Origin of the sequence: Pseudomonas sp. GM74 (genome assembly GCF_000282455.1) — a bacterium.
In the GTDB taxonomy this organism is placed as follows: Bacteria; Pseudomonadota; Gammaproteobacteria; order Pseudomonadales; family Pseudomonadaceae; genus Aquipseudomonas.
On sequence record NZ_AKJG01000157.1, the window covers coordinates 1 to 18,764 of the forward strand.

General features: G+C 61.6%; 13 protein-coding genes. 4 read left to right on the forward strand and 9 right to left on the reverse strand.

Annotated elements, in window-relative coordinates; translation table 11 throughout:
• Positions 1-49 precede the first annotated feature (49 nt).
• Positions 50-1,432, reverse strand: coding sequence for a cysteine--tRNA ligase (gene cysS, locus PMI34_RS02715; RefSeq protein ID WP_008053599.1), 1,383 nt, complete (start codon positions 1,430-1,432; stop codon positions 50-52).
• Positions 1,433-1,453: 21 nt separating this feature from the next.
• Complete coding sequence (locus tag PMI34_RS02710; protein WP_008053602.1) at positions 1,454-3,151, reverse strand: glutamine--tRNA ligase/YqeY domain fusion protein; 1,698 nt, start codon at positions 3,149-3,151, stop codon at positions 1,454-1,456.
• Between the two features lie 250 nt (positions 3,152-3,401).
• Here PMI34_RS02710 and PMI34_RS02705 point away from each other — a divergent pair, with 250 nt between their 5' ends.
• Positions 3,402-3,905 (forward strand): peptidylprolyl isomerase, encoded by a 504-nt coding sequence (locus PMI34_RS02705; protein WP_008053603.1) that lies wholly within the window; start codon positions 3,402-3,404, stop codon positions 3,903-3,905.
• The gene (lpxH, locus tag PMI34_RS02700) at positions 3,902-4,654 is read left to right on the forward strand and encodes a UDP-2,3-diacylglucosamine diphosphatase (RefSeq protein WP_008053604.1); all 753 of its coding nucleotides are present in this window, start codon (positions 3,902-3,904) and stop codon (positions 4,652-4,654) included. Before PMI34_RS02705 ends, lpxH begins: the two co-directional genes overlap by 4 nt.
• A 125-nt stretch (positions 4,655-4,779) precedes the next feature.
• Here the strand turns inward: lpxH and PMI34_RS02695 are convergent, their stop codons facing one another.
• From PMI34_RS02695 to PMI34_RS02665, 7 genes are all read right to left on the reverse strand, one after another.
• Entirely contained in the window at positions 4,780-6,312 is a 1,533-nt protein-coding gene (locus tag PMI34_RS02695; RefSeq protein ID WP_008053606.1) for a DHA2 family efflux MFS transporter permease subunit, read from the reverse strand.
• A gap of 164 nt (positions 6,313-6,476) precedes the next feature.
• Positions 6,477-7,685: an HlyD family secretion protein gene (locus PMI34_RS02690; RefSeq protein ID WP_008053607.1), complete on the reverse strand. Its 1,209-nt coding sequence runs from the start codon at positions 7,683-7,685 to the stop codon at positions 6,477-6,479.
• Positions 7,686-7,700: 15 nt separating this feature from the next.
• Complete coding sequence (locus PMI34_RS02685; protein WP_008053608.1) at positions 7,701-9,170, reverse strand: efflux transporter outer membrane subunit; 1,470 nt, start codon at positions 9,168-9,170, stop codon at positions 7,701-7,703.
• A complete protein-coding gene (locus PMI34_RS02680) occupies positions 9,167-9,640 on the reverse strand; it encodes a MarR family winged helix-turn-helix transcriptional regulator (RefSeq protein ID WP_008053610.1) in 474 nt (157 codons plus the stop codon). The genes PMI34_RS02685 and PMI34_RS02680 overlap by 4 nt, the downstream gene beginning before the upstream one ends.
• A 252-nt stretch (positions 9,641-9,892) precedes the next feature.
• Positions 9,893-13,564, reverse strand: a complete 3,672-nt coding sequence (locus PMI34_RS02675; protein ID WP_008053611.1) for a translocation/assembly module TamB domain-containing protein — start codon at positions 13,562-13,564, stop codon at positions 9,893-9,895.
• Entirely contained in the window at positions 13,561-15,288 is a 1,728-nt protein-coding gene (locus tag PMI34_RS02670; protein WP_032829910.1) for an autotransporter assembly complex protein TamA, read from the reverse strand. The genes PMI34_RS02675 and PMI34_RS02670 overlap by 4 nt, the downstream gene beginning before the upstream one ends.
• 65 nt (positions 15,289-15,353) lie before the next feature.
• Entirely contained in the window at positions 15,354-16,004 is a 651-nt protein-coding gene (locus tag PMI34_RS02665) for a GNAT family N-acetyltransferase (protein WP_008053613.1), read from the reverse strand.
• Positions 16,005-16,300: 296 nt separating this feature from the next.
• Here PMI34_RS02665 and xthA point away from each other — a divergent pair, with 296 nt between their 5' ends.
• A complete protein-coding gene (gene xthA, locus PMI34_RS02660; protein WP_008053614.1) occupies positions 16,301-17,113 on the forward strand; it encodes an exodeoxyribonuclease III in 813 nt (270 codons plus the stop codon).
• A gap of 199 nt (positions 17,114-17,312) precedes the next feature.
• Positions 17,313-18,653: a phosphate ABC transporter substrate-binding/OmpA family protein gene (locus tag PMI34_RS02655; RefSeq protein WP_008053615.1), complete on the forward strand. Its 1,341-nt coding sequence runs from the start codon at positions 17,313-17,315 to the stop codon at positions 18,651-18,653.
• Positions 18,654-18,764: the final 111 nt, after the last annotated feature.

Below are 18,764 nucleotides of genomic sequence, written 5' to 3' on the forward strand. Positions count from 1 at the left end.
AAACAAAAACCCGCACAAGGCGGGTTTTGTTTTACAGCAGATCAGGCAATCAGTCAGCCAGACGCCAGGTCGTGCCGCCCTTGCCGTCTTCCAGCACCACACCCATGGCGGTGAGCTGGTCGCGGATGCGGTCGGATTCGGCCCAGTCCTTGCCGGCACGTGCCGCCAGGCGCGCTGCAATCAGCGCCTCGACTTCAGCTGCATCCACGCGCCCTTCGGCGCCGGCCTGCAGGAAGTCATCGGCTTCGAGCTGCAACACACCCAACACGCTGGCCAATTCTTTCAAACGGGCCGCCAGACCGGCCGCAGCGTTGAGATCGCTCTCACGCAAACGGTTGATCTCGCGGACCATCTCGAACAGCACCGCGCAGGCTTCCGGCGTACCGAAATCGTCGTTCATCACCGTGGTGAACCGCTCGACGAAGGCTTCGCCGCCAGCAGGGGCAACATTCGGCAGGCCTTTCAACGCGTGGTAGAAACGCTCCAGGGCGCCCTTGGCGTCCTTGAGGTTGTCTTCCGAATAGTTGATGGCGCTGCGGTAGTGGCTCGACACCAGCAGGTAACGCACGACTTCCGGGTGGTACTTGTCGAGCACGTCGCGAATGGTGAAGAAGTTGTTCAAGGACTTGGACATCTTCTCGCCATTGATGCGAATCATGCCGCAATGCATCCACGCGTTGGCGTAGGTCTTGCCGGTTGCCGCTTCGCTCTGGGCGATTTCGTTTTCATGGTGCGGGAACTCGAGGTCGCTGCCGCCGCCATGAATGTCGAAGGTTTCACCCAGGCAGCAAGTCGACATCACCGAGCACTCGATGTGCCAGCCCGGACGCCCGGCGCCCCATGGCGATTCCCAGCTCGGCTCGCCCGGCTTGGCGGCTTTCCACAGCACGAAGTCCAGCGGGTCCTGTTTCGACTCGTCGACTTCGATCCGTGCGCCGATGCGCAGGTCTTCGATCTTCTTGCGCGACAGCTTGCCGTAGCCCAAGAACCTGGCGACGCGGTAGTACACGTCGCCATTGCCCGGGGCGTAGGCGTAGCCCTTGTCGATCAAGGTCTGGATCATGCTCTGCATGCCAGCGATATGATCGGTGGCCCGCGGCTCCATGTCCGGCTTGAGGATATTGAGGCGCGCCTCGTCCTCGTGCATCGCGGTGATCATGCGCTCGGTCAACACGTCGAACGGCTCGCCGTTCTCCTTGGCCCGATTGATGATCTTGTCTTCAATGTCGGTGATGTTGCGTACATAAGTCAGGTTGTAGCCACTGAAGCGCAACCAGCGGGTCACAAGGTCGAACGCGACCATGCTGCGGCCGTGGCCAATGTGGCAGTAGTCGTACACGGTCATGCCGCACACGTACATGCGCACATTGTTGCCATCGAGCGGCTTGAAGACTTCTTTGCTCTTGGTGAGCGTGTTGTAGATCGTTAGCACGTTATTTCCCTTGACGCTAAATCACTGGCCCCACGAATCACGCAGGGTCACGGTACGGTTGAATACCGGCTGACCTGGTTTCGAGTCCTTGAGATCGGCGACGAAGTAACCTTCGCGCTCGAACTGGAAACGGTCTTCCGGCTGTGCATTGCCCAGCGAAGGCTCAGCACGACAACCGGTGAGTACCTGCAGCGAGTCAGGGTTGATGTTGTCCAGGAAACTGGCGCTGTCTTCGGCCTTCTCCGGGTTCGGAGAACGGAAAAGACGATCGTACAGGCGCACTTCGCACTCGACGCTGGCAGCGGCCGGCACCCAGTGGATCACGCCTTTGACCTTGCGGCCTTCCGGGTTCTTGCCCAGGGTGTCCGGATCGTACGAGCAGCGCAGTTCGACGATGTTGCCATCGGCGTCCTTGATCGCTTCGTCGGCACGGATCACGTAGCTGCCACGCAGGCGCACTTCACCGGCCGGCTCCAGGCGCTTGTAGCCCTTCGGCGGCTCTTCCATGAAGTCTTCACGGTCGATATAGATTTCCCGGGCGAACGGCAGTGCGCGCACGCCCATGTCTTCTTTCGGGTGGCACGGCAGTTCGAGGTTCTCGACCTGGCCTTCCGGGTAGTTGGTGATCACGACTTTCAGCGGACGCAGTACGCACATGGCGCGCGGGGCGCTGTGGTCGAGGTCGTCACGGATGCTGAATTCGAGCATGCCGAAGTCCACCACGCCGTCGGAACGGTTGGTGCCGATCATTTCGCAGAAGTTGCGGATCGATTTTGGCGTGTAGCCACGGCGGCGGAAACCCGACAGCGTGGACATGCGCGGGTCGTCCCAGCCGTTGACGTGACCTTCATCCACAAGCTGCTTGAGCTTGCGCTTGCTGGTGATGGTGTAGTTCAGGTTCAGGCGGCTGAACTCGTACTGACGCGGGGCGGCCGGCACCGGCAAGTGCTCGAGGAACCATTCGTACAGCGGACGGTGGCTTTCGAACTCCAGGGTGCAGATCGAATGGGTGATGCCTTCGATGGCGTCCGACTGACCGTGAGTGAAGTCGTAGTTCGGGTATATGCACCACTTGTCACCGGTCTGGTGGTGGTGAGCATGGCGAATGCGATACATGATCGGGTCGCGCAGGTTCATGTTCGGCGAGGCCATGTCGATCTTGGCCCGCAGCACCCGTGCGCCGTCCTTGAACTCACCGGCCTTCATGCGGGCGAACAGGTCCAGGTTTTCTTCAACCGAACGGTCGCGGAACGGGCTGTTCTTGCCCGGCTCGGTCAGGCTGCCACGGTATTCCTTGGCTTGCTCCGGGGTCAGGTCATCGACGTAGGCATTGCCGGATTTGATCAACTCCACCGCCCAGTCATGCAACTGGTCGAAATACTGCGAGGCGTAGCGCACTTCACCGGACCACTCGAAGCCCAGCCATTTGACGTCGCTTTCGATCGCGTCGATGTATTCCTGGTCTTCCTTGGCCGGGTTGGTGTCGTCGAAACGCAGGTGCGTGACGCCGCCGAACTCCTGGGCCAGGCCGAAGTTCACGCAGATCGACTTGGCGTGGCCGATGTGCAGGTAGCCGTTGGGTTCAGGCGGGAAACGGGTGACGATCTGCGTGTGCTTGCCCGAGTCCAGGTCTGCCTGGATGATCGGCCGCAGGAAGTTGACCGGCACGGCAGGGCCGGTCTTGGCATTCGAGGTAGGGTCGACAGTGGGCTTGCTCATAGGATCCTTGAACGTACAAGTGCGTGGCCGTAATGAAGGCCGGACAAAACAAAGGCGCTATCATAGCCGATGCCGTCAAGTACCTGACAGAGCGCACTCTGTAAACCGTCGTATTTAATAGGCCGTAAATGAAAAAACAGCCTCGAAATTCGCGTCTGGCACGCTAAACTGCGCACCTTGGCCAAAAAGGCTGAACCGGTGGCGGGACGAGATGTTCCAACACCACGAATTCCTCTAGTGAGTAACGATCATGACCCAAGTCAAACTGACTACCAACTTCGGTGACATCGTCCTCGAACTGAACGCCGACAAAGCCCCGATCACCGTGGCCAACTTCGTTGAGTACGTTAAAGCCGGTCACTACGAAAACACCGTTTTCCACCGTGTCATCGGCAACTTCATGATCCAGGGCGGCGGTTTCGAGCCAGGCATGAAAGAAAAGAAAGACAAGCGCCCAAGCATCCAGAACGAAGCCGACAACGGTCTTTCCAACGACAAATACACCGTCGCCATGGCCCGCACCATGGAGCCGCATTCGGCTTCCGCACAGTTCTTCATCAACGTGGCGGACAACAGCTTCCTGAACCACAGCGGCAAGAACGTTCAGGGCTGGGGCTACGCGGTATTCGGTAAAGTGACCGCCGGCACCGACGTTGTCGACAAGATCAAAGGCGTGGCCACCACGTCCAAGTCCGGCCACCAGGACGTACCGGCAGACGACGTGATCATCGAGAAAGCCGAGATCATTGAGTGATATTGCTGATTTCAGACTTACATCTGATCGATGCGCGCCCGGACATTACCCGGGCGTTTCTGGATTTGCTCGCCGGACGCGCCCGCTCGGCGAGTGCGTTGTACATTCTGGGCGACTTCTTCGAGGTGTGGATTGGCGACGACGCCATGACCCCCTTCCAGCGCTCCATCTGCCAGGCCCTGCGCGACCTCAGCGACAGCGGCACGGCCATTTTCCTGATGCACGGCAATCGCGACTTCCTGCTCGGCAAGGCCTTCTGCAAAGCAGCCGGCTGCACCTTGTTGAAGGATCCGAGCGTCGTGCAGTTCAACGGCGAGCCGGTGCTGCTGATGCACGGCGACAGCCTCTGCACCCGCGACGAAGCCTATATGAAGCTGCGTCGCTACCTGCGCAACCCGATCAGCCTGTTCATCCTGCGGCATCTGCCCCTGCGCACCCGGCACAAGCTGGCGCGCAAGCTGCGCAGTGAAAGCCGCACGCAAACGCGGATGAAGGCCAACGACATCGTCGATGTCACGCCCGAAGAGATTCCGCGGATCATGCAGGAATACGGCGTGAAGACCTTGATCCACGGGCACACCCACCGTCCCGCGATTCACAAGTTGCAGCTTGGCGAGCAAGCGGCCAAGCGCATTGTGCTGGGGGATTGGGATCGCCAAGGGTGGGCGTTGCAGGTGGATGAGCAGGGGTTTGCGCTGGCGCCCTTTGACTTCACTCCGCCACCGCAACTGGCACCTCCCACGAACTGAAGGCTGTAGGAGATCCCTGTGGGAGCGAGCTTGCTCGCGATAGCGGATTAACATTCAACATCTCTGTTGACTGATCCACCGCCATCGCGAGCAAGCCCGCTCCCACAGGGGTTCTGCAGTGCTTGTTAGTGCCCGGCAGACGCCGCAGGCCCCGCCTTGGCGGTAAACGGTGGCTTGGCCAGCCAGACAATCAATATCAGCCCCATGAACATCCAGCCCAGCAAGGTGAAGTAATCCACCGTGGACATGATGTACGCCTGGCTGATCACCATCTGGTCCAGCTGCGTATAGGCCTTGACCCCTGCCCCGCCGAGGTTGGTCAGCGTTTCGCGGGTCGCCGGATCGAAGGGGGTGATGCTTTCGGTCAGGTAGGCGTGATGCTGATCCGCCCGGCGAATCCAGATCCAGGTGGTCAACGACGCCGCAAAACTGCCGCCCAGGGTCCGCAAGAATGTCGCCAGCCCCGAACCGTCGGCAATCTGGCTCGGCGGCAGGTCCGAGAGCAGGATGGTCAGGGTCGGCATGAAGAACAGCGCCACGCCGATCCCCATGAACAGCTGCACCATGGCGATGTGCTGGAAGTCCACCTCATTGGTAAAGCCTGCGCGCATGAAACAGCTCAGGCCGATGGCCAGGAACGCCCCGCCCGCCAGCAGGCGCATGTCGAATTTCGGCGCGTATTTGCCGACAAACGGCGCCAGCAGCACCGGCAGGATCCCCAGCGGGGCCACGGCAAAACCGGCCCAGGTCGCGGTGTAGCCCAGCCGCGTTTGCAGCCACTGCGGCAGGATCAGGTTGATCCCGAAGAATCCGGCATAACCCAGGATCAGCACGATGGTGCCGTAGCGGAAGTTGCGATGGGCAAACAACCGCAGGTTGACCACCGGGTGTTCGTCGGTCATTTCCCAGATCACGAAGAACGCCAGGGCCACCACCGAAATCACCGAGCCGATCACGATGAAGCTGGATTCGAACCAGTCGGCATCGTTGCCCTTGTCGAGCACGATCTGCAAAGCCCCGACGCCGATGATCAGCGCGATCAAGCCGACGTAGTCCATCGGTTGGCGGCTGGTGACCACCGGGCGCTTTTTCATCTGTTGGGTCACCACCCAGGCCGCGAACAGGCCGATCGGCACGTTGATGAAGAAAATCCACGGCCAGCTGTAGCTGTCGGTGATCCAGCCGCCGAGGATCGGCCCGGCAATCGGCGCGACCACCGTGACCATCGCCAACAGTGCCAGCGCCAGCCCCCGTTTCGCCGGGGGGTAAACCGCAATCAGCAGGGTCTGGGTCATCGGGTACAGCGGCCCGGCCACCACCCCTTGCAGCACCCTGAAGCCCACCAGCTCGGGCATCGAGGTGGAAATCCCGCACAAGAACGAAGCCAGCACGAACAGCAGCGTCGCCCAGACAAACAGCTTCACCTCGCCAAAACGCCGACTGAGCCAACCGGTCAGGGGCAAGGCGATGGCGTTGCTCACGGCAAACGAGGTAATGACCCAGGTGCCCTGCTCCGAGCTCACGCCCAGGTTGCCGGAGATCGTCGGCAGCGCCACGTTGGCGATGGTGGTGTCGAGCACTTGCATGAAGGTCGCCAGCGACAGGCCGATGGTGCTGAGCAGCAGGCTGGGCGGTGTGAAAGACGCGTTATTGCTCATCGCGAATCCTTTGAAACAGGTCTGGCGCTGCGCCGGTTACAGACGCAGCTATCCCTGTGGGAGCGGGCTTGCCCGCGAAGAGATCGGCACATTCAACATGGATGTCGCCTGACGCTCCGCCTTCGCGAGCAAGCCCGCTCCCACAGGGGCGATGTAATGGCATTTCAGCGTTGCGCGGTTTTGCTGACCGCGGCGCTGTTGTCGTGGATCAACTGGGTGATCATCGCGTCGGCCTCGGCCAACTGACGGTCGTAGACGTTGGTGCTGAATGAAGCCTTCTGCGGCGGCTGTTGCGCCAGCACCGGTCCGCTCTGGTCGTGCAGGTCCACATCGACCATGGTCGACAGGCCGACCCGCAGCGGGTGTTTGGCCAGTTCCTGGGCGTTGACGTGGACTCGCACCGGCACGCGCTGCACGATCTTGATCCAGTTGCCGGTGGCGTTCTGCGCCGGCAGCAGGGCAAAGGCGCTGCCGGTGCCGGCGCCGGCGCCGAGGCTGTCGATGGTGCCGCTGTATTTGACGCTGCTGCCGTACAGGTCGGTTTCGATCTCCACCGGTTGGCCAATGCGCATGTCACGCAGCTGGGTTTCCTTGAAGTTGGCGTCGATCCACAGCTGATCCAGCGGAATCACCGCCATCAGCGCGGTACCCGGTTGTACGCGTTGGCCCAGTTGCACCGAACGCTTGGCCACGTAACCGGTGACCGGTGCAATCAGGACGCTGCGTGAGTTGTTCAGGTAGGCCTGACGCAGTTGCGCGGCGGCGGCCATCACGTCCGGGTGCGAAGAAACCACGGTGTCATCCACCAGCGCGCTGGTGGTCTTGAGCTTTTGCTCGGCATTGGCCAGGGCGTTTTGCGCCGAGGTCAGGTCGTCGCGGGCGTGGGACAGCTCTTCCTGGGAAATCGCCCCGCCGGCGGCGAGGTTCTTGCGCCGGCTGAAGTTGTCCTGGGCCTTTTGCACTTCGGCTTTCTGCGCATTGACCTGGGCCTTCATGCCATCCACATCGCTGTACAGGCCACGCACCTGACGCACGGTACGGGCCAGATTGGCCTGGGCATTTTGCAGACCGATTTCGGCGTCGTTCGGGTCGAAGTTCACCAATACCTGGCCTTCATGCACCAGATCGCCATCGTCGGCGCCGATGCTGACTACGGTGCCCGTGACCAGCGGAGTGATTTCCACCACGTTGCCGTTCACATAGGCGTCGTCGGTGCTTTCGCTCCAGCGCCCGTAGAACTCGTGGTAGGCCCAGACGCCCGCGCCGCTCAGCACGACGACGGCGGCCAGGATCAGCAACATGAACTTGCGCTTGCCCGAATTGGGGTTGCCTTGTGTGTTTTCAGGAGGTTGGGTTGTATCGGCAGTGGCCATGACAGGTACCTTGAATTAGTGGGTCAGCGTGGCTGGCGTGGCGTTGGCCGAAGCGATGGCCTCAGGCTGGAAACCGCCGCCCAGCGCCTGCATCAGCTGGATCGACAGGTCGATCTGCTCTGCATTCAGGTTGGCCAGCTGGCGCTGGGTCTGGAGCAATTGCTGCTCGATGCTGAGCACGTCCAGGTAGTTGCCGATGCCGGAACCGTAACGCTGGACCACGGTGTTGTAGGAATCCTGGGCGATGTCGGTGGCATGCTGCTGGGCAGCGATCTGCCGGCCGATATCGCGCAGCTGGTTGATGCTGTCACTGACATCCCCCAGCGCCTTCACCAGGCTTTTGTTGTATTGCGCCACGGCGAGGTCGTAATCGGCGTCGCGGGAATCGAGGTCGGCGCGCAAGCGGCCACCGTCGAAAATCGGCACAGAAATCGTCGGTGCAATGTTAAAGAAGCGGCTGGCCGATCCAAACATCGCATCGCCCAACAAGGATTCGGCACCGGCAGCGGCGCTGAGGTTCAGGTTGGGATAGAACCGGGTTTTGCCGGCATCGATGCTTTTGCTCGCCGCCTCGACCCGCCAGCGCGCGGCCACCAGGTCCGGGCGACGCCCGAGCAACTCGGCCGGCAGCACCGAAGGTAGCGCTACCGCACTTGGTTGAAGAATGCTGGGGCGGGCAATTTCATTGCCCCGGTCCGGGCCTTTGCCGAGCAGCACCGCGAGAGCGATTTTCGCGCTGTTCAAGCGTTTTTCGGCGTCGATCAGGTTGGCCTGGGAAGTGGCTTCCAGGCTTTCGGTCTGCTGGAACTGGTACTGGCTGTCGATCCCGGCAGTCAGGCGCCGCTGGCTCAGGTCGAGCATTTGCCGGGTGCGCTTGAGGTCTTCGTTGGACAGGTCGTAGACGATGTGTGCCTGGCCGAGGTCGCTATAGGCCCGGGCGACATCGGCGGCCAGGGTCAATTGCGCGGCCTGCTGGTCGACTTCGGCGGCGCGGGCCTGGCCGAGGGCCGCTTCCCAGGCATCGCGCTGACCGCCCCACAGGTCGAAGTTGTAATTGAAACCGGTGCTGATGTTACGCACGGTGGCATACGTGTCGCCCTGCCCGCGCGGGTCCTGGTCCCGGGCCAGGCGCGAGCGGCTGACACCGGCGCTGGCATCCAGGGTCGGCATCCGCTCGGCGTCGGCTGCGGAAGCGGCAGCGCTGGCCTGATGGGCACGGGCGTCGGCGATCTGCATGTCCGGGCTGTCACGCAGGGCCTCGCGGATCAGACCGTCGAGTTGCGGATCGCCGAGGCTTTTCCACCAGTCGCTTTTCGGCCAGGCGGCGGGCGACAAGGTCACGCCGCCGAGGGATTGCCCGGCCTTGAGGTTTTTCGCGTCGAGGCTGACACCTTCCGTTTTCAGGCCGCTGTAACTGGCGCAACCGGCGACGCTCATGGCCAACAGCACCAGGCTCAGGCCGGTACGCAAGGGGTTACTGCTCATTTGTCACCTACCCGCAGCAGGGTGATCGCGTCACCGGCTGCCACCAAAATTTTCTTCAGGATCAACTCCAGGGTTTTCAGCTCCTCCGGAGTGATGGCACCGGCCAGTTCATTCATGGCTTCGGCGCCGATGTGCGGCAGGCGGTCGGCGAGCTTCTGCCCTTCTTCCGTAAGCACAAGCTGCACCTGACGGCGATCCGCCTCGGAGCGTTGGCGAGCGAGGAAACCTTTCTGTTCCAGACGATCGAGCATGCGCGTCATCGAGCCGCTGTCCAGGGACAGGTGGCGGCACAACTCGCCCGGCGAATCGATGCCGAACTGGGCAATGATGATCAACACCTTGAACTGTGCGGCGGTGATGCCGTGGGGTTCCATGTGGGTGTCGATGATCCGGTCCTTGAGCAGCGCGGCACGTCCGAGCAGCAGGCCGAGATGGCAATTGTGGAAATCGTCTGGAGAGAAATGTTTCATCTGACCACCAATTAGCTGCCTAGGCAGTGAATGTATGTCGAGATGTTACTGCCTAGGCAGCGAATGTCAACGCAATAGTTAGCATGCTTGGTAAATAATTGACTAATGGTGTCGGGATTTGTTGCGGCCACACTGACGCCATCGTCGGAACGCCGCCCGGAGCAAGCTCGCTCCCACAGGGATCGCACTGGACCTTGTGGGAGCGAGCTTGCTCGCGATGGGAGCGACTCGGTTTTGAGAGGATGCGGGGGCCTAGAAATCCCGCTTGTAGAAGATGTCCAGCGAACTGGCCACGCCGCCGGCGGCTTCGAGGTAGACCTTTTTACTCAGCTTGTAGCGCAGGGCAATGGTGTTGGCCGGCTCGAACACGCCAACGCCATAGCGCAGGCTGAGCTTCTCGGAAATATTACCGCTGGCCACCACACTGGTGGCGTCGCCACTGCCTTGTGTGTCGAGCTGGAAGTCCTGGATGCCCAGGTTCTTGGCGATGCCGCTGGTCACACCGGAACTGCCCATCAAGCCCAACCCGAGGGCCGCCTGGGCGAGCATGTTGTTGTCTTCGCCATTGCTGCTCAGCGGACGCCCGAGCACCAGATAGGACAGGGCCTGCTCCTGGCTCATCGCCGGTTCTGAAAAGATTTGCGTGGTCGGTTGTTCGGCGCTGCCACTCAAACGAATGCCGGCGATGATGTCGTCGGTCTTGCGAATGGCCTCGATGTCCAGGTACGGCTGATCGATGGGCCCGGCAAACAGCAAACGTGCCCGGCGCACCGAAAGCCGCTGGCCGTAAGCACGGTAACGCCCATCGTTGAGCCACAGCTCGCCACGGGTGTCCATGTTGTCGCCGACGTGCACATGCCCCTGCACATTCGCTGTCAGGCCAAACCCGGCAAAGCTCAGCTTGTCCTCGCCGACCAGCACCTCAATGTCCATCTTCATCGCCAGCGGTGGCTTGCCCTCCTCGGTCTGCTGACCGACGATCACCGTGTCATCGGAGACCTTGACCGTCGACGGCGGCAATTCACGAATGGTGATTTCGCCCCTGGGCACCAGCACTTTACCGGCGATGGCCAGCTCATCGCCCTTCATTGAAATTTTCAGGTCCGGTGCGACTTCAAGCTTGGCATAAGGCTCGACGGTGACCGGCAACTGCGACCCCTTGAGCGCCAGGTCCACCACCAGCGCCTGGCCCCAGGCGATGTTGCCGTTCAGACTGCCCTGCCCGGCCTTGCCGCTGTTCCAGCCACCGTTCAGTTGCACGCTTTCACCGGCGATGAGCGCCTGAACGTGCAGGTTTTTCAGCTCCATAGGCAATTCAGGCCCGGTCACCACGCCGTCGCTGAGTTGCAGGCTGCCGTTGACCTGCGGCGCCAAAAGCCCGCCGGAAATCGTGCCGCTGCCGTTCAAGCGCCCGGTCAGCTTCTCGACCATCGGCACGAACGGTCGCGCCACCGACAGGTCCAGCCCGCTCAAGCGGAACGAGCCGCTCAACGGTTTGTTCTTTGGCAACGGATTGAGCTGCGCCTGCACCATCAGCTCGCCGAGTTTGCCGCCGACAAAATTGAGCTCGGTATCGATGCGCTTGGGCGTGAGTTTGCTGGTGAGCTTCAGGGTCTGGTACGGGAAGTCCAGCCACTGGTCCTTGTCCTTGATGCGCAACGTACCGCCGCCGGCATCGACGCTGACCTGGCCGTTGGGGCCACTGGCCGGCAGGTCCAGTTGCAGGTCGGCATTGAGCCGGCCCTGCCAGGCGAAATCCTTCGGCAACCATTGCGCGAGGCTGTCGATCGGGAATTGCTTGAGGTGATAACGCAGCTTCGGCTCGGGCATCAGCCGCGAGTCTTCCCCGCACAGGCTGGCCTGGCCGGATGCCCAGCAATGGGCACCGAAGTTGATTTTGCCGTCCGCCAGGCGTTCGAGTTTCGCCGGCCCTTGCAGCTTCCAGTCCTGGCCACCGGCCTGGATATCACCGCTGGCCAGGCGCCCGCGCCAATTGCCTTTGTCCAGCGCACCGTCCAGACCCAGCGCCAGTTTCAGCTTCGGCCCTTGCAGATCGAGGCTCAGCTTCTGGTTCTTGATGTCGCCCTGGCCACTGGCGGTCAGGGTTCCCAGGGAAGTGTCACCGGCCTGGATGCCGCTGCCCTTGAGGTCGATTTTCGCCCGTTGCGCACTGTCGAGCGTGGCGTCCAGGTTCAGGCTTTGCAGGCGATTGTCCTGGAAAACCAATTGCGAGCCTTGCAGGTCCAGCTTGCCTTGGGGCGCCTTGAGCGTGCCGGCGACATCCACGCGGCCATTGAGCTGGCCGCGCAGCTCTGGCCAGAGCTGGGCCAGGCGCGGCAGTTTGAGATCGATCTGGCCGGCGAGTTTCTGTTGCAGGCTGCCTTTGCCGCTGATGCTGTTATCGCCGAGGCGAACTTGCAGGGCATTGAGGTTCCATTGCTCGCCACGGCCATCGGCCTTGGCCTGGATTACCGCCGGTTGGCCGCGCAGTTTGCCCTTGAGGTCCAGGTCGGCATTGAGGCTGAGCACTTCATTTTTCATCTCGCCCGTGCTGCGTAACGGCCCGGCCAGTGTGCCCGGCAGCTCCGCGACCCAGTACGCCGGGTTGATCGCCGACAGGTCCAGCGCGGTGTCCCAGGCGATGCCATCGGCGAATTGCAGGTTCAGGTGCCCTTCGGCCTTGCCCTGCCCGGCCTGGAGTTGAATCTGTTGCAGGTAGATTTTCGTCAGGTCGCCGGCGAACGGGCTGGCCAGGGTGAAGGCGCCGGCCGGACCATCCGCCGCCGCGTCAAAATGACCGAGGTACTTGCCGTCGGTGTAAGAGACTTCGCCGGTGAACGTGCGAAGCGCTACTTGCGGTTCGTCGATGAGCGGATAGAGCCTGTGCCACGGGAAGTCCAGCCAGTCGATCTTCGCCTCGGCGCTCAGGCCCTTGCTCCAATCCAGCTGTCCGGTGAGCTTGAGGCTCTGCTTGTCGTTGGCGGTCAGGTCCAGCGTGGCGATCTGCGCGCCCTTGGCGTCGACCTTGCCTTGCAGCACCAGGGCGACTGGCCCTTGCTCGGCGGGCAGCGTGGCTTTGCCGAGCAGCGCGTAGCCGTTCTTCAGGTCCCCAGCCCCCGTGAGCTCAAGCTGATTGAGTTGCAGGGTGTCCGGCAGATCGGAACCGGGCTTGAAGCCATCGGCGGTGATCCGCACCTTGGCCGGCAGGTTTTCCACCAGCGGTTGCAGTTCGCCGGTCAGCTGCCCGTTGAGGTAACCGCTGCCGTCGGCTTTCAGGTTCAGGGTCTTGAGCAGGTCGCCGTCGACTTTCAGCGCCAGCGCCAAAGGTTCAGGCGTCGACAACAGGGTCAACTTGCCGGAGGCGCTGAGGGGCCAGTTGCCGGAGGGTTGCAGCAGACCGGACAGGTTCAGGCTCAGGTCATCGCGCTGCAACGACACCGCGTCGATCTTCAAACCGGCCGTCGTCCAGTGCGCCGCCAGTTGCAAGCCCTTGAGCTCTTCGCTGCCGTTGAACAACAGGCTGCCGACCTTGATCTCTCCCAGTTCGATGGCCAATGGCAACTTGAGCTCCGGGAGCGTGATCGGGCCGCTGTCTGGCTCTTCGGCACCTGGCGGGAACGTCAGGCTGACCTGATCGGCCTGCAATTGCTCGATGCACAGGGTCATGCGGGTCAGGCACAACGGCGACCAGGCGAAAATCACCTTGCTCAGCTCAACCCGGTTGCTGTCCTGCTGCCACAGCACCCGGTCGGCACTCCACTGCCCGCCCAACCGGCCCTGGAAGTTGTCCAGGGTCAAGCCCGGCACGAAACCCAATGCCCAGCGGCTGCCCGTCGCCGTACCCAGCACCGGGGCCAGCGTCAGGACAACCACTGCCACCAGTGCCGCCATCGTCAACAGTGTTGCTTTCAAACCGCGCTTCACAGCTCAGGCCCCATGGAAAAGTGCAGTCGAATGCCGCCTTCATCGTCCAGCGCATGGGCCAGGTCGAGACGGATCGGCCCCACCGGCGATACCCAGCGCACGCCGATGCCGACCCCGGTCTTGAGGTTCGGCAATTCAAGTGTGTTGAAGGAATTGCCCTGATCGACAAAGGTCGCGACCCGCCATTTTTCGGCGATGGAATACTGATATTCCGCGCTGGCGGCCACCATGTAACGACCGCCGATGCGGTCGCCGTCGGAGTTTTCCGGGGACAGGCTCTGATAGTCGTAACCGCGCACGCTCTGATCGCCACCGGCGAAGAAGCGCAGCGATGGCGGTACCGATTTGAAGCCGTTGGTGGCACTGCCGCCGACCTGCACCCGCCCGAGGAAGCGGTGTCTATCGAACACCGTGGTCAAGCCTTTGACCAATGCCGTGCCGTAGAGCAGGTTGCTGTCGGAGCCCAAACCTTCCTTGGCCACTTTGGATTCGAATTGCAGGCGATAGCCGTTGTGCGGGTCGATGCGGTTGTCGCTTTTGAGGTACGAGTAGCTCACACCTGGCATCAACAAGGTACTGAGTCCCGAGTCGTCACCCAGTTGGTAGTCCTCGCGTTGCCACTTCAGCGACACCACCCGTTGCCAGCCGCTGGGCAGTTTGCTGTGCCACTCAGGGCCCAGGGTCAGCAGCTTGCTGTGGCTGTCCTTATCGGCGATTTCTTCATTCTGGTAGCCACCGGCAAAACGCAGTTTGTCGGTCAGTGGCGGGTCCAGCGGAATGTCGTAGAACAGCCCGACGTTTTGCCGGGGTGCCGAGACTTCGGTTTCCCAGCCATAACTGTGCCCTTGCGCGTTGACCCAGTGCCGGGTCCAGTTGGCCTTGGCCCGTGGACCGACGTCGGTGGAGAAGCCCAGGCCCAGGCCCATGGTCCGCGGCTTGCGGGTTTCGAGCTTGACGTCCACCGGGATCGCCTCGTCCCTGGACGCCGTGGGCGCCGCGTCCACGCGCACGCCTTCGAAGTAGCCGCTCGATTGCAGGTTCTGGTTGAGTTCGGCGATCAGTTCCGAGTCATACGGCGTGCCGGACTTGAACGGCACCATGCGTTGCAGCAGCTCGTCATCGAACGGCGTATCGCCCTCGAAATTGACCTTGCCCAAGGTATAGCGCGGACCGCTTTCATAGATCAGTTCGATGTCGGCGACACCGGCACGGGGGTCGACCGACAATTTTGAACGGGTGAAACGGCCGCTGAAAAAGCCATAACGCGAAGCCTGATTCTGGATCAGGCGCTTGGCGTCCTCGTAATGCCCATGGTTGAGCACGGCACCGGGCTTGAGCGCGTCGCTCTTGGGGATTCGAAAGGCCTTGAGGGAGGCTGCCGGACCGTCGACACGCACCGTGACATTGCGCAAGTGCACCGGCTCGCCGGGGTCGACCTTCAGTACCAGGCGCGGCTTTTCGCCGCCCTTCACTTCACTGTCGATGTGCGGCTGGTAATAACCCAAGGCCTGGGCGGCCTTGCGCGCCTGCTCTTCGGCGCCACGGCTGAAGCGCAGCAACGCCTCTTCATCGCGATCGCCGAGGCTGCCGATATAGCCTTCGATATTGGCCTTCAGCTCGTCATTGGACGGTTTGATCCGTACATCCAATTCACTTTGTGCCAGCGCCGTGCAGCTGGTAATCAGCATTAGCACACCGCTGGTAATTCTTCCTGGAAACTTCATAGGCGCGGATGCTATCACGAGCTTGAGAGCGTGATAGAGCCTGACATGCCCGGAAAGTTCTCTGCTCAAGCCGTTGCTGTTTGTAACACCTGGGGATTGGGGTGAAAAAACACGTGCTCGCGAACCGGTCCTACGGCAACTTCACCGATTTCCTCGTAGCCCTGACGTTTATAGAACTCCAGATAGCGAGGGTTCCCGGTATCGAGGATCACGCCCTGTGAGTGTTCATCCACGGCGCACCAGTTGTGCACGGCTTGCAGCAATTGTTCGCCGAAATGCTGGCCCTGGAACTGCGGATGAACCCCCAGCAACGGCAGGACGTGCACCGACTCGTTCGGCACGCAGGCCTCCACGGCAGCGTGATATTCGAGGTAGCGACGGGTACAGCGAAACCCTGTGCTGAGCACCATGCGCAGGCGCCAGGCCCAACTTTCGGTGACCCCAAGGCGACGTTGCGGCGGCGCGATCAGGGCGATGCCAATCAGGCGGTCGTTGACCAGCAGGCCGATGGCCGGCAGGTCCTGGAGAAAGTGCTGGGTCACCAGTTCGCGCACGGTAGCGCGAACCCGCTGCTCGTAGCCGGGGCGCTCGGCTTCGAACAGATAGCCGAAGGTCGGTTCGTGTCGATAAGCCTGGTACAGCAGCGAACGCGCTTCACGGGCGTAGCCGCTGTCGAGCATGTGAATATCGGCGATGGCGGTCGAGGTTTCGGGCATGACGGTTGATCTCCCCGGCACAGCTCGGGTGGCTGCGCTCTTGTTGTTACGAGCCTGTCGGCGCTGACACAGTTCCTTACAGATCCGCAATCAGTGTAGGCAATGAAATCGCCTTCGCGAGCAAGCCCGCTCCCACAAAAGCAAAGTCAGGCACATAACCTGTGGGAGCGGGCTTGCTCGCGAAGAGGCCATCACTGCCCACACAAGACTGACTGGCAAAACCGAATCCCCTCACCCCACACTGGCCCGATTCCCACATGTCAGCTAGCATCGCCCTTTTGCCAGGACTGCCGACCATGAAGATCGTCTCCTTCAACATCAACGGGCTGCGCGCCCGTCCCCATCAGCTGGCGGCGCTGATCGAAAAGCACCAGCCCGATGTGATCGGCTTGCAGGAAACCAAGGTCCACGACGATCAGTTCCCACTGGCCGAAGTTCAGGCCCTGGGTTATCACGTGTATTTCCACGGGCAAAAAGGCCATTACGGCGTCGCCCTGCTCTCGCGCCAGGAGCCGCTGGCCCTGCATAAAGGTTTCGCCACCGACGAAGAAGACGCCCAGCGGCGCTTCATCTGGGGCACCTTCGCCGACGCCAATGGCGTGCCGGTGACCATCATGAACGGTTATTTCCCACAGGGCGAAAGCCGCGACCACCCGACAAAATTCCCGGCCAAGGAACGTTTTTACGGCGACTTGCAGCAATTGCTGGAAAGCCAGTTCAAGAATGACCAGCCGCTGGTGGTGATGGGCGATGTGAACATTTCCCCGGAAGACTGCGACATCGGCATCGGCCCGGACAACATGAAGCGCTGGCTGAAAACCGGCAAATGCAGCTTCCTGCCGGAAGAGCGCGAGTGGATGGCCCGCCTGAAAAACTGGGGCCTGGTGGACAGTTTCCGTCACCTGAACCCGGACGTGACCGACACCTTCAGCTGGTTCGACTACCGTAGCCGTGGCTTCGAAGACGAACCCAAGCGTGGCCTGCGCATCGACCTGATTCTCGCCTCCCACGGCTTGCTGCCACGGGTGAAGGCCGCCGGTGTGGATTACGAACTGCGTGGCATGGAAAAACCTTCGGACCATGCGCCGATCTGGCTTGAGTTGAGCTGATCCCTCCCGGCCACCTCAATACTCTGTGGGAGCGAGCTTGCTCGCGATAGCGGTGGTTCAGTGACAATGATGTCGACTGACACTCCCTCATCGCGAGCAAGCTCGCTCCCACAGGGGACCACCACTGCAACTTGTCATTTTTCGGAAACCTTACTGACTTAATCTCCCGACACCTCCTTTGGCTATGTAAGGTGCCGGCATGATGCTGCGCGTGTTGTTCCTGTTGATACTGTGCACGGGCTTGCCGCAGGCGGCTTCGGCCGGCGACTTGCCGACACCCGAACACGGCCCGGTGCTGCGGATCCAGGGTTCCAACACGATCGGCGCGGCATTGGGACCGGCACTGGTCGAGGGCCTGCTCAGTGAACAGGGTCTGCGCAAGATCCACCGCGAAACCCCGGACACCGCCAACGAACTGCGCATCGTCGGCGAAACCGTTCAGGGCCGTCGTGTCGTGGTGGAGGTGGCGGCCCATGGTTCCAGCACCGGTTTCACCGCGCTAAAAGCCGCCAGCGCCGATCTTGCCGCCTCGTCGCGCCCGATCAAGGACAGCGAACTGGCGAGCCTGCAATCCCTCGGTGACCTGAAAAGCCCGAGCGCCGAACAGGTCATTGCCATCGATGGCCTGGCGATCATCCTTCACCCGGACAATCCGCTGAACCAACTCGACACCGTGCAACTGGCGCGCATCTTCAGTGGCGAGGTGAAGACCTGGGAAGACATCGGCGGTCGCGGCGGGCCGATACACCTGTACGCGCGGGATGATCAGTCCGGGACCTACGACACCTTCAAGGAACTGGTCCTCAGCGGCCGTGGGAAAACCCTCGGCAGCGCGGCGAAACGCTTTGAGTCCAGCGAACAACTGTCCGATGCGGTCAGCGCAGACCCGCAAGGCATCGGTTTTATCGGTTTGCCCTACGTGCGCCAGGCCAAAGCCGTGGCCATTGTCGACGGTCAATCGCAAGCCATGCTGCCACTCAACAGCCTGATTGCCACGGAAGATTATCCGCTGTCCCGTCGGTTGTTCTTTTACCTTCCACCGACGGGGAAAAATCCCTGGGCCCAGGCGCTGGTGGCCTATGCCCAAAGCAGCAAAGGGCAAGCGATTGTCGCCGCAAACGGTTTTATTGCCCAGACCGTCCAGGCCATGGCCGTTACCCCCAATGCGTTGATGCCCGAGGGATACCAGTCCCTCAGTCGTCATGCCCAACGGTTGTCGGTGAATTTTCGCTTCGAAGAAGGCAGTGCCAGCCTGGACAACAAGGCGCGGCAAGACCTGACGCGAGTGCTCGACTATATAAAGCAGCAAGACAAAATGTCCGGGCAAGTGACGCTGGTGGGGTTTGGCGATGCCAAGAGCGACCCGGCGCGCGCCGATCTGTTGTCGAAGCTGCGGGCCATGGCGGTACGGCGGGAGTTGGTCAAGAGCGGCGTGGTGTTTCGCGAGATACGCGGATTCGGTGCCGAAATGCCGGTGGCGGCCAACAGCGCCGATGAGGGAAGGATCAAGAATCGGCGGGTTGAGGTTTGGGTGTATTGAATCTGATGTTTATGTGCCGGATCGACTGACGCCTTCGCGGGCAAGCCCGCTCCCACAGGAGTCACACTGAACCTGTGGGAGCCGGGCTTGCCCGCGATGAACGATAACGCG

Bases quoted from the DNA above. Each gene is read 5' to 3' on its own strand.
- PMI34_RS02710 (WP_008053602.1), bottom strand. From the start codon at position 3,151: ATGAGCAAGCCCACTGTCGACCCTACCTCGAATGCCAAGACCGGCCCT.
- PMI34_RS02705 (WP_008053603.1), top strand. From the start codon at position 3,402: ATGACCCAAGTCAAACTGACTACCAACTTCGGTGACATCGTCCTCGAA.
- PMI34_RS02695 (WP_008053606.1), bottom strand. From the start codon at position 6,312: ATGAGCAATAACGCGTCTTTCACACCGCCCAGCCTGCTGCTCAGCACC.
- PMI34_RS02690 (WP_008053607.1), bottom strand. From the start codon at position 7,685: ATGGCCACTGCCGATACAACCCAACCTCCTGAAAACACACAAGGCAAC.
- PMI34_RS02685 (WP_008053608.1), bottom strand. From the start codon at position 9,170: ATGAGCAGTAACCCCTTGCGTACCGGCCTGAGCCTGGTGCTGTTGGCC.
- PMI34_RS02680 (WP_008053610.1), bottom strand. From the start codon at position 9,640: ATGAAACATTTCTCTCCAGACGATTTCCACAATTGCCATCTCGGCCTG.
- PMI34_RS02670 (WP_032829910.1), bottom strand. From the start codon at position 15,288: ATGAAGTTTCCAGGAAGAATTACCAGCGGTGTGCTAATGCTGATTACC.
- PMI34_RS02665 (WP_008053613.1), bottom strand. From the start codon at position 16,004: ATGCCCGAAACCTCGACCGCCATCGCCGATATTCACATGCTCGACAGC.
- xthA (WP_008053614.1), top strand. From the start codon at position 16,301: ATGAAGATCGTCTCCTTCAACATCAACGGGCTGCGCGCCCGTCCCCAT.
- PMI34_RS02655 (WP_008053615.1), top strand. From the start codon at position 17,313: ATGATGCTGCGCGTGTTGTTCCTGTTGATACTGTGCACGGGCTTGCCG.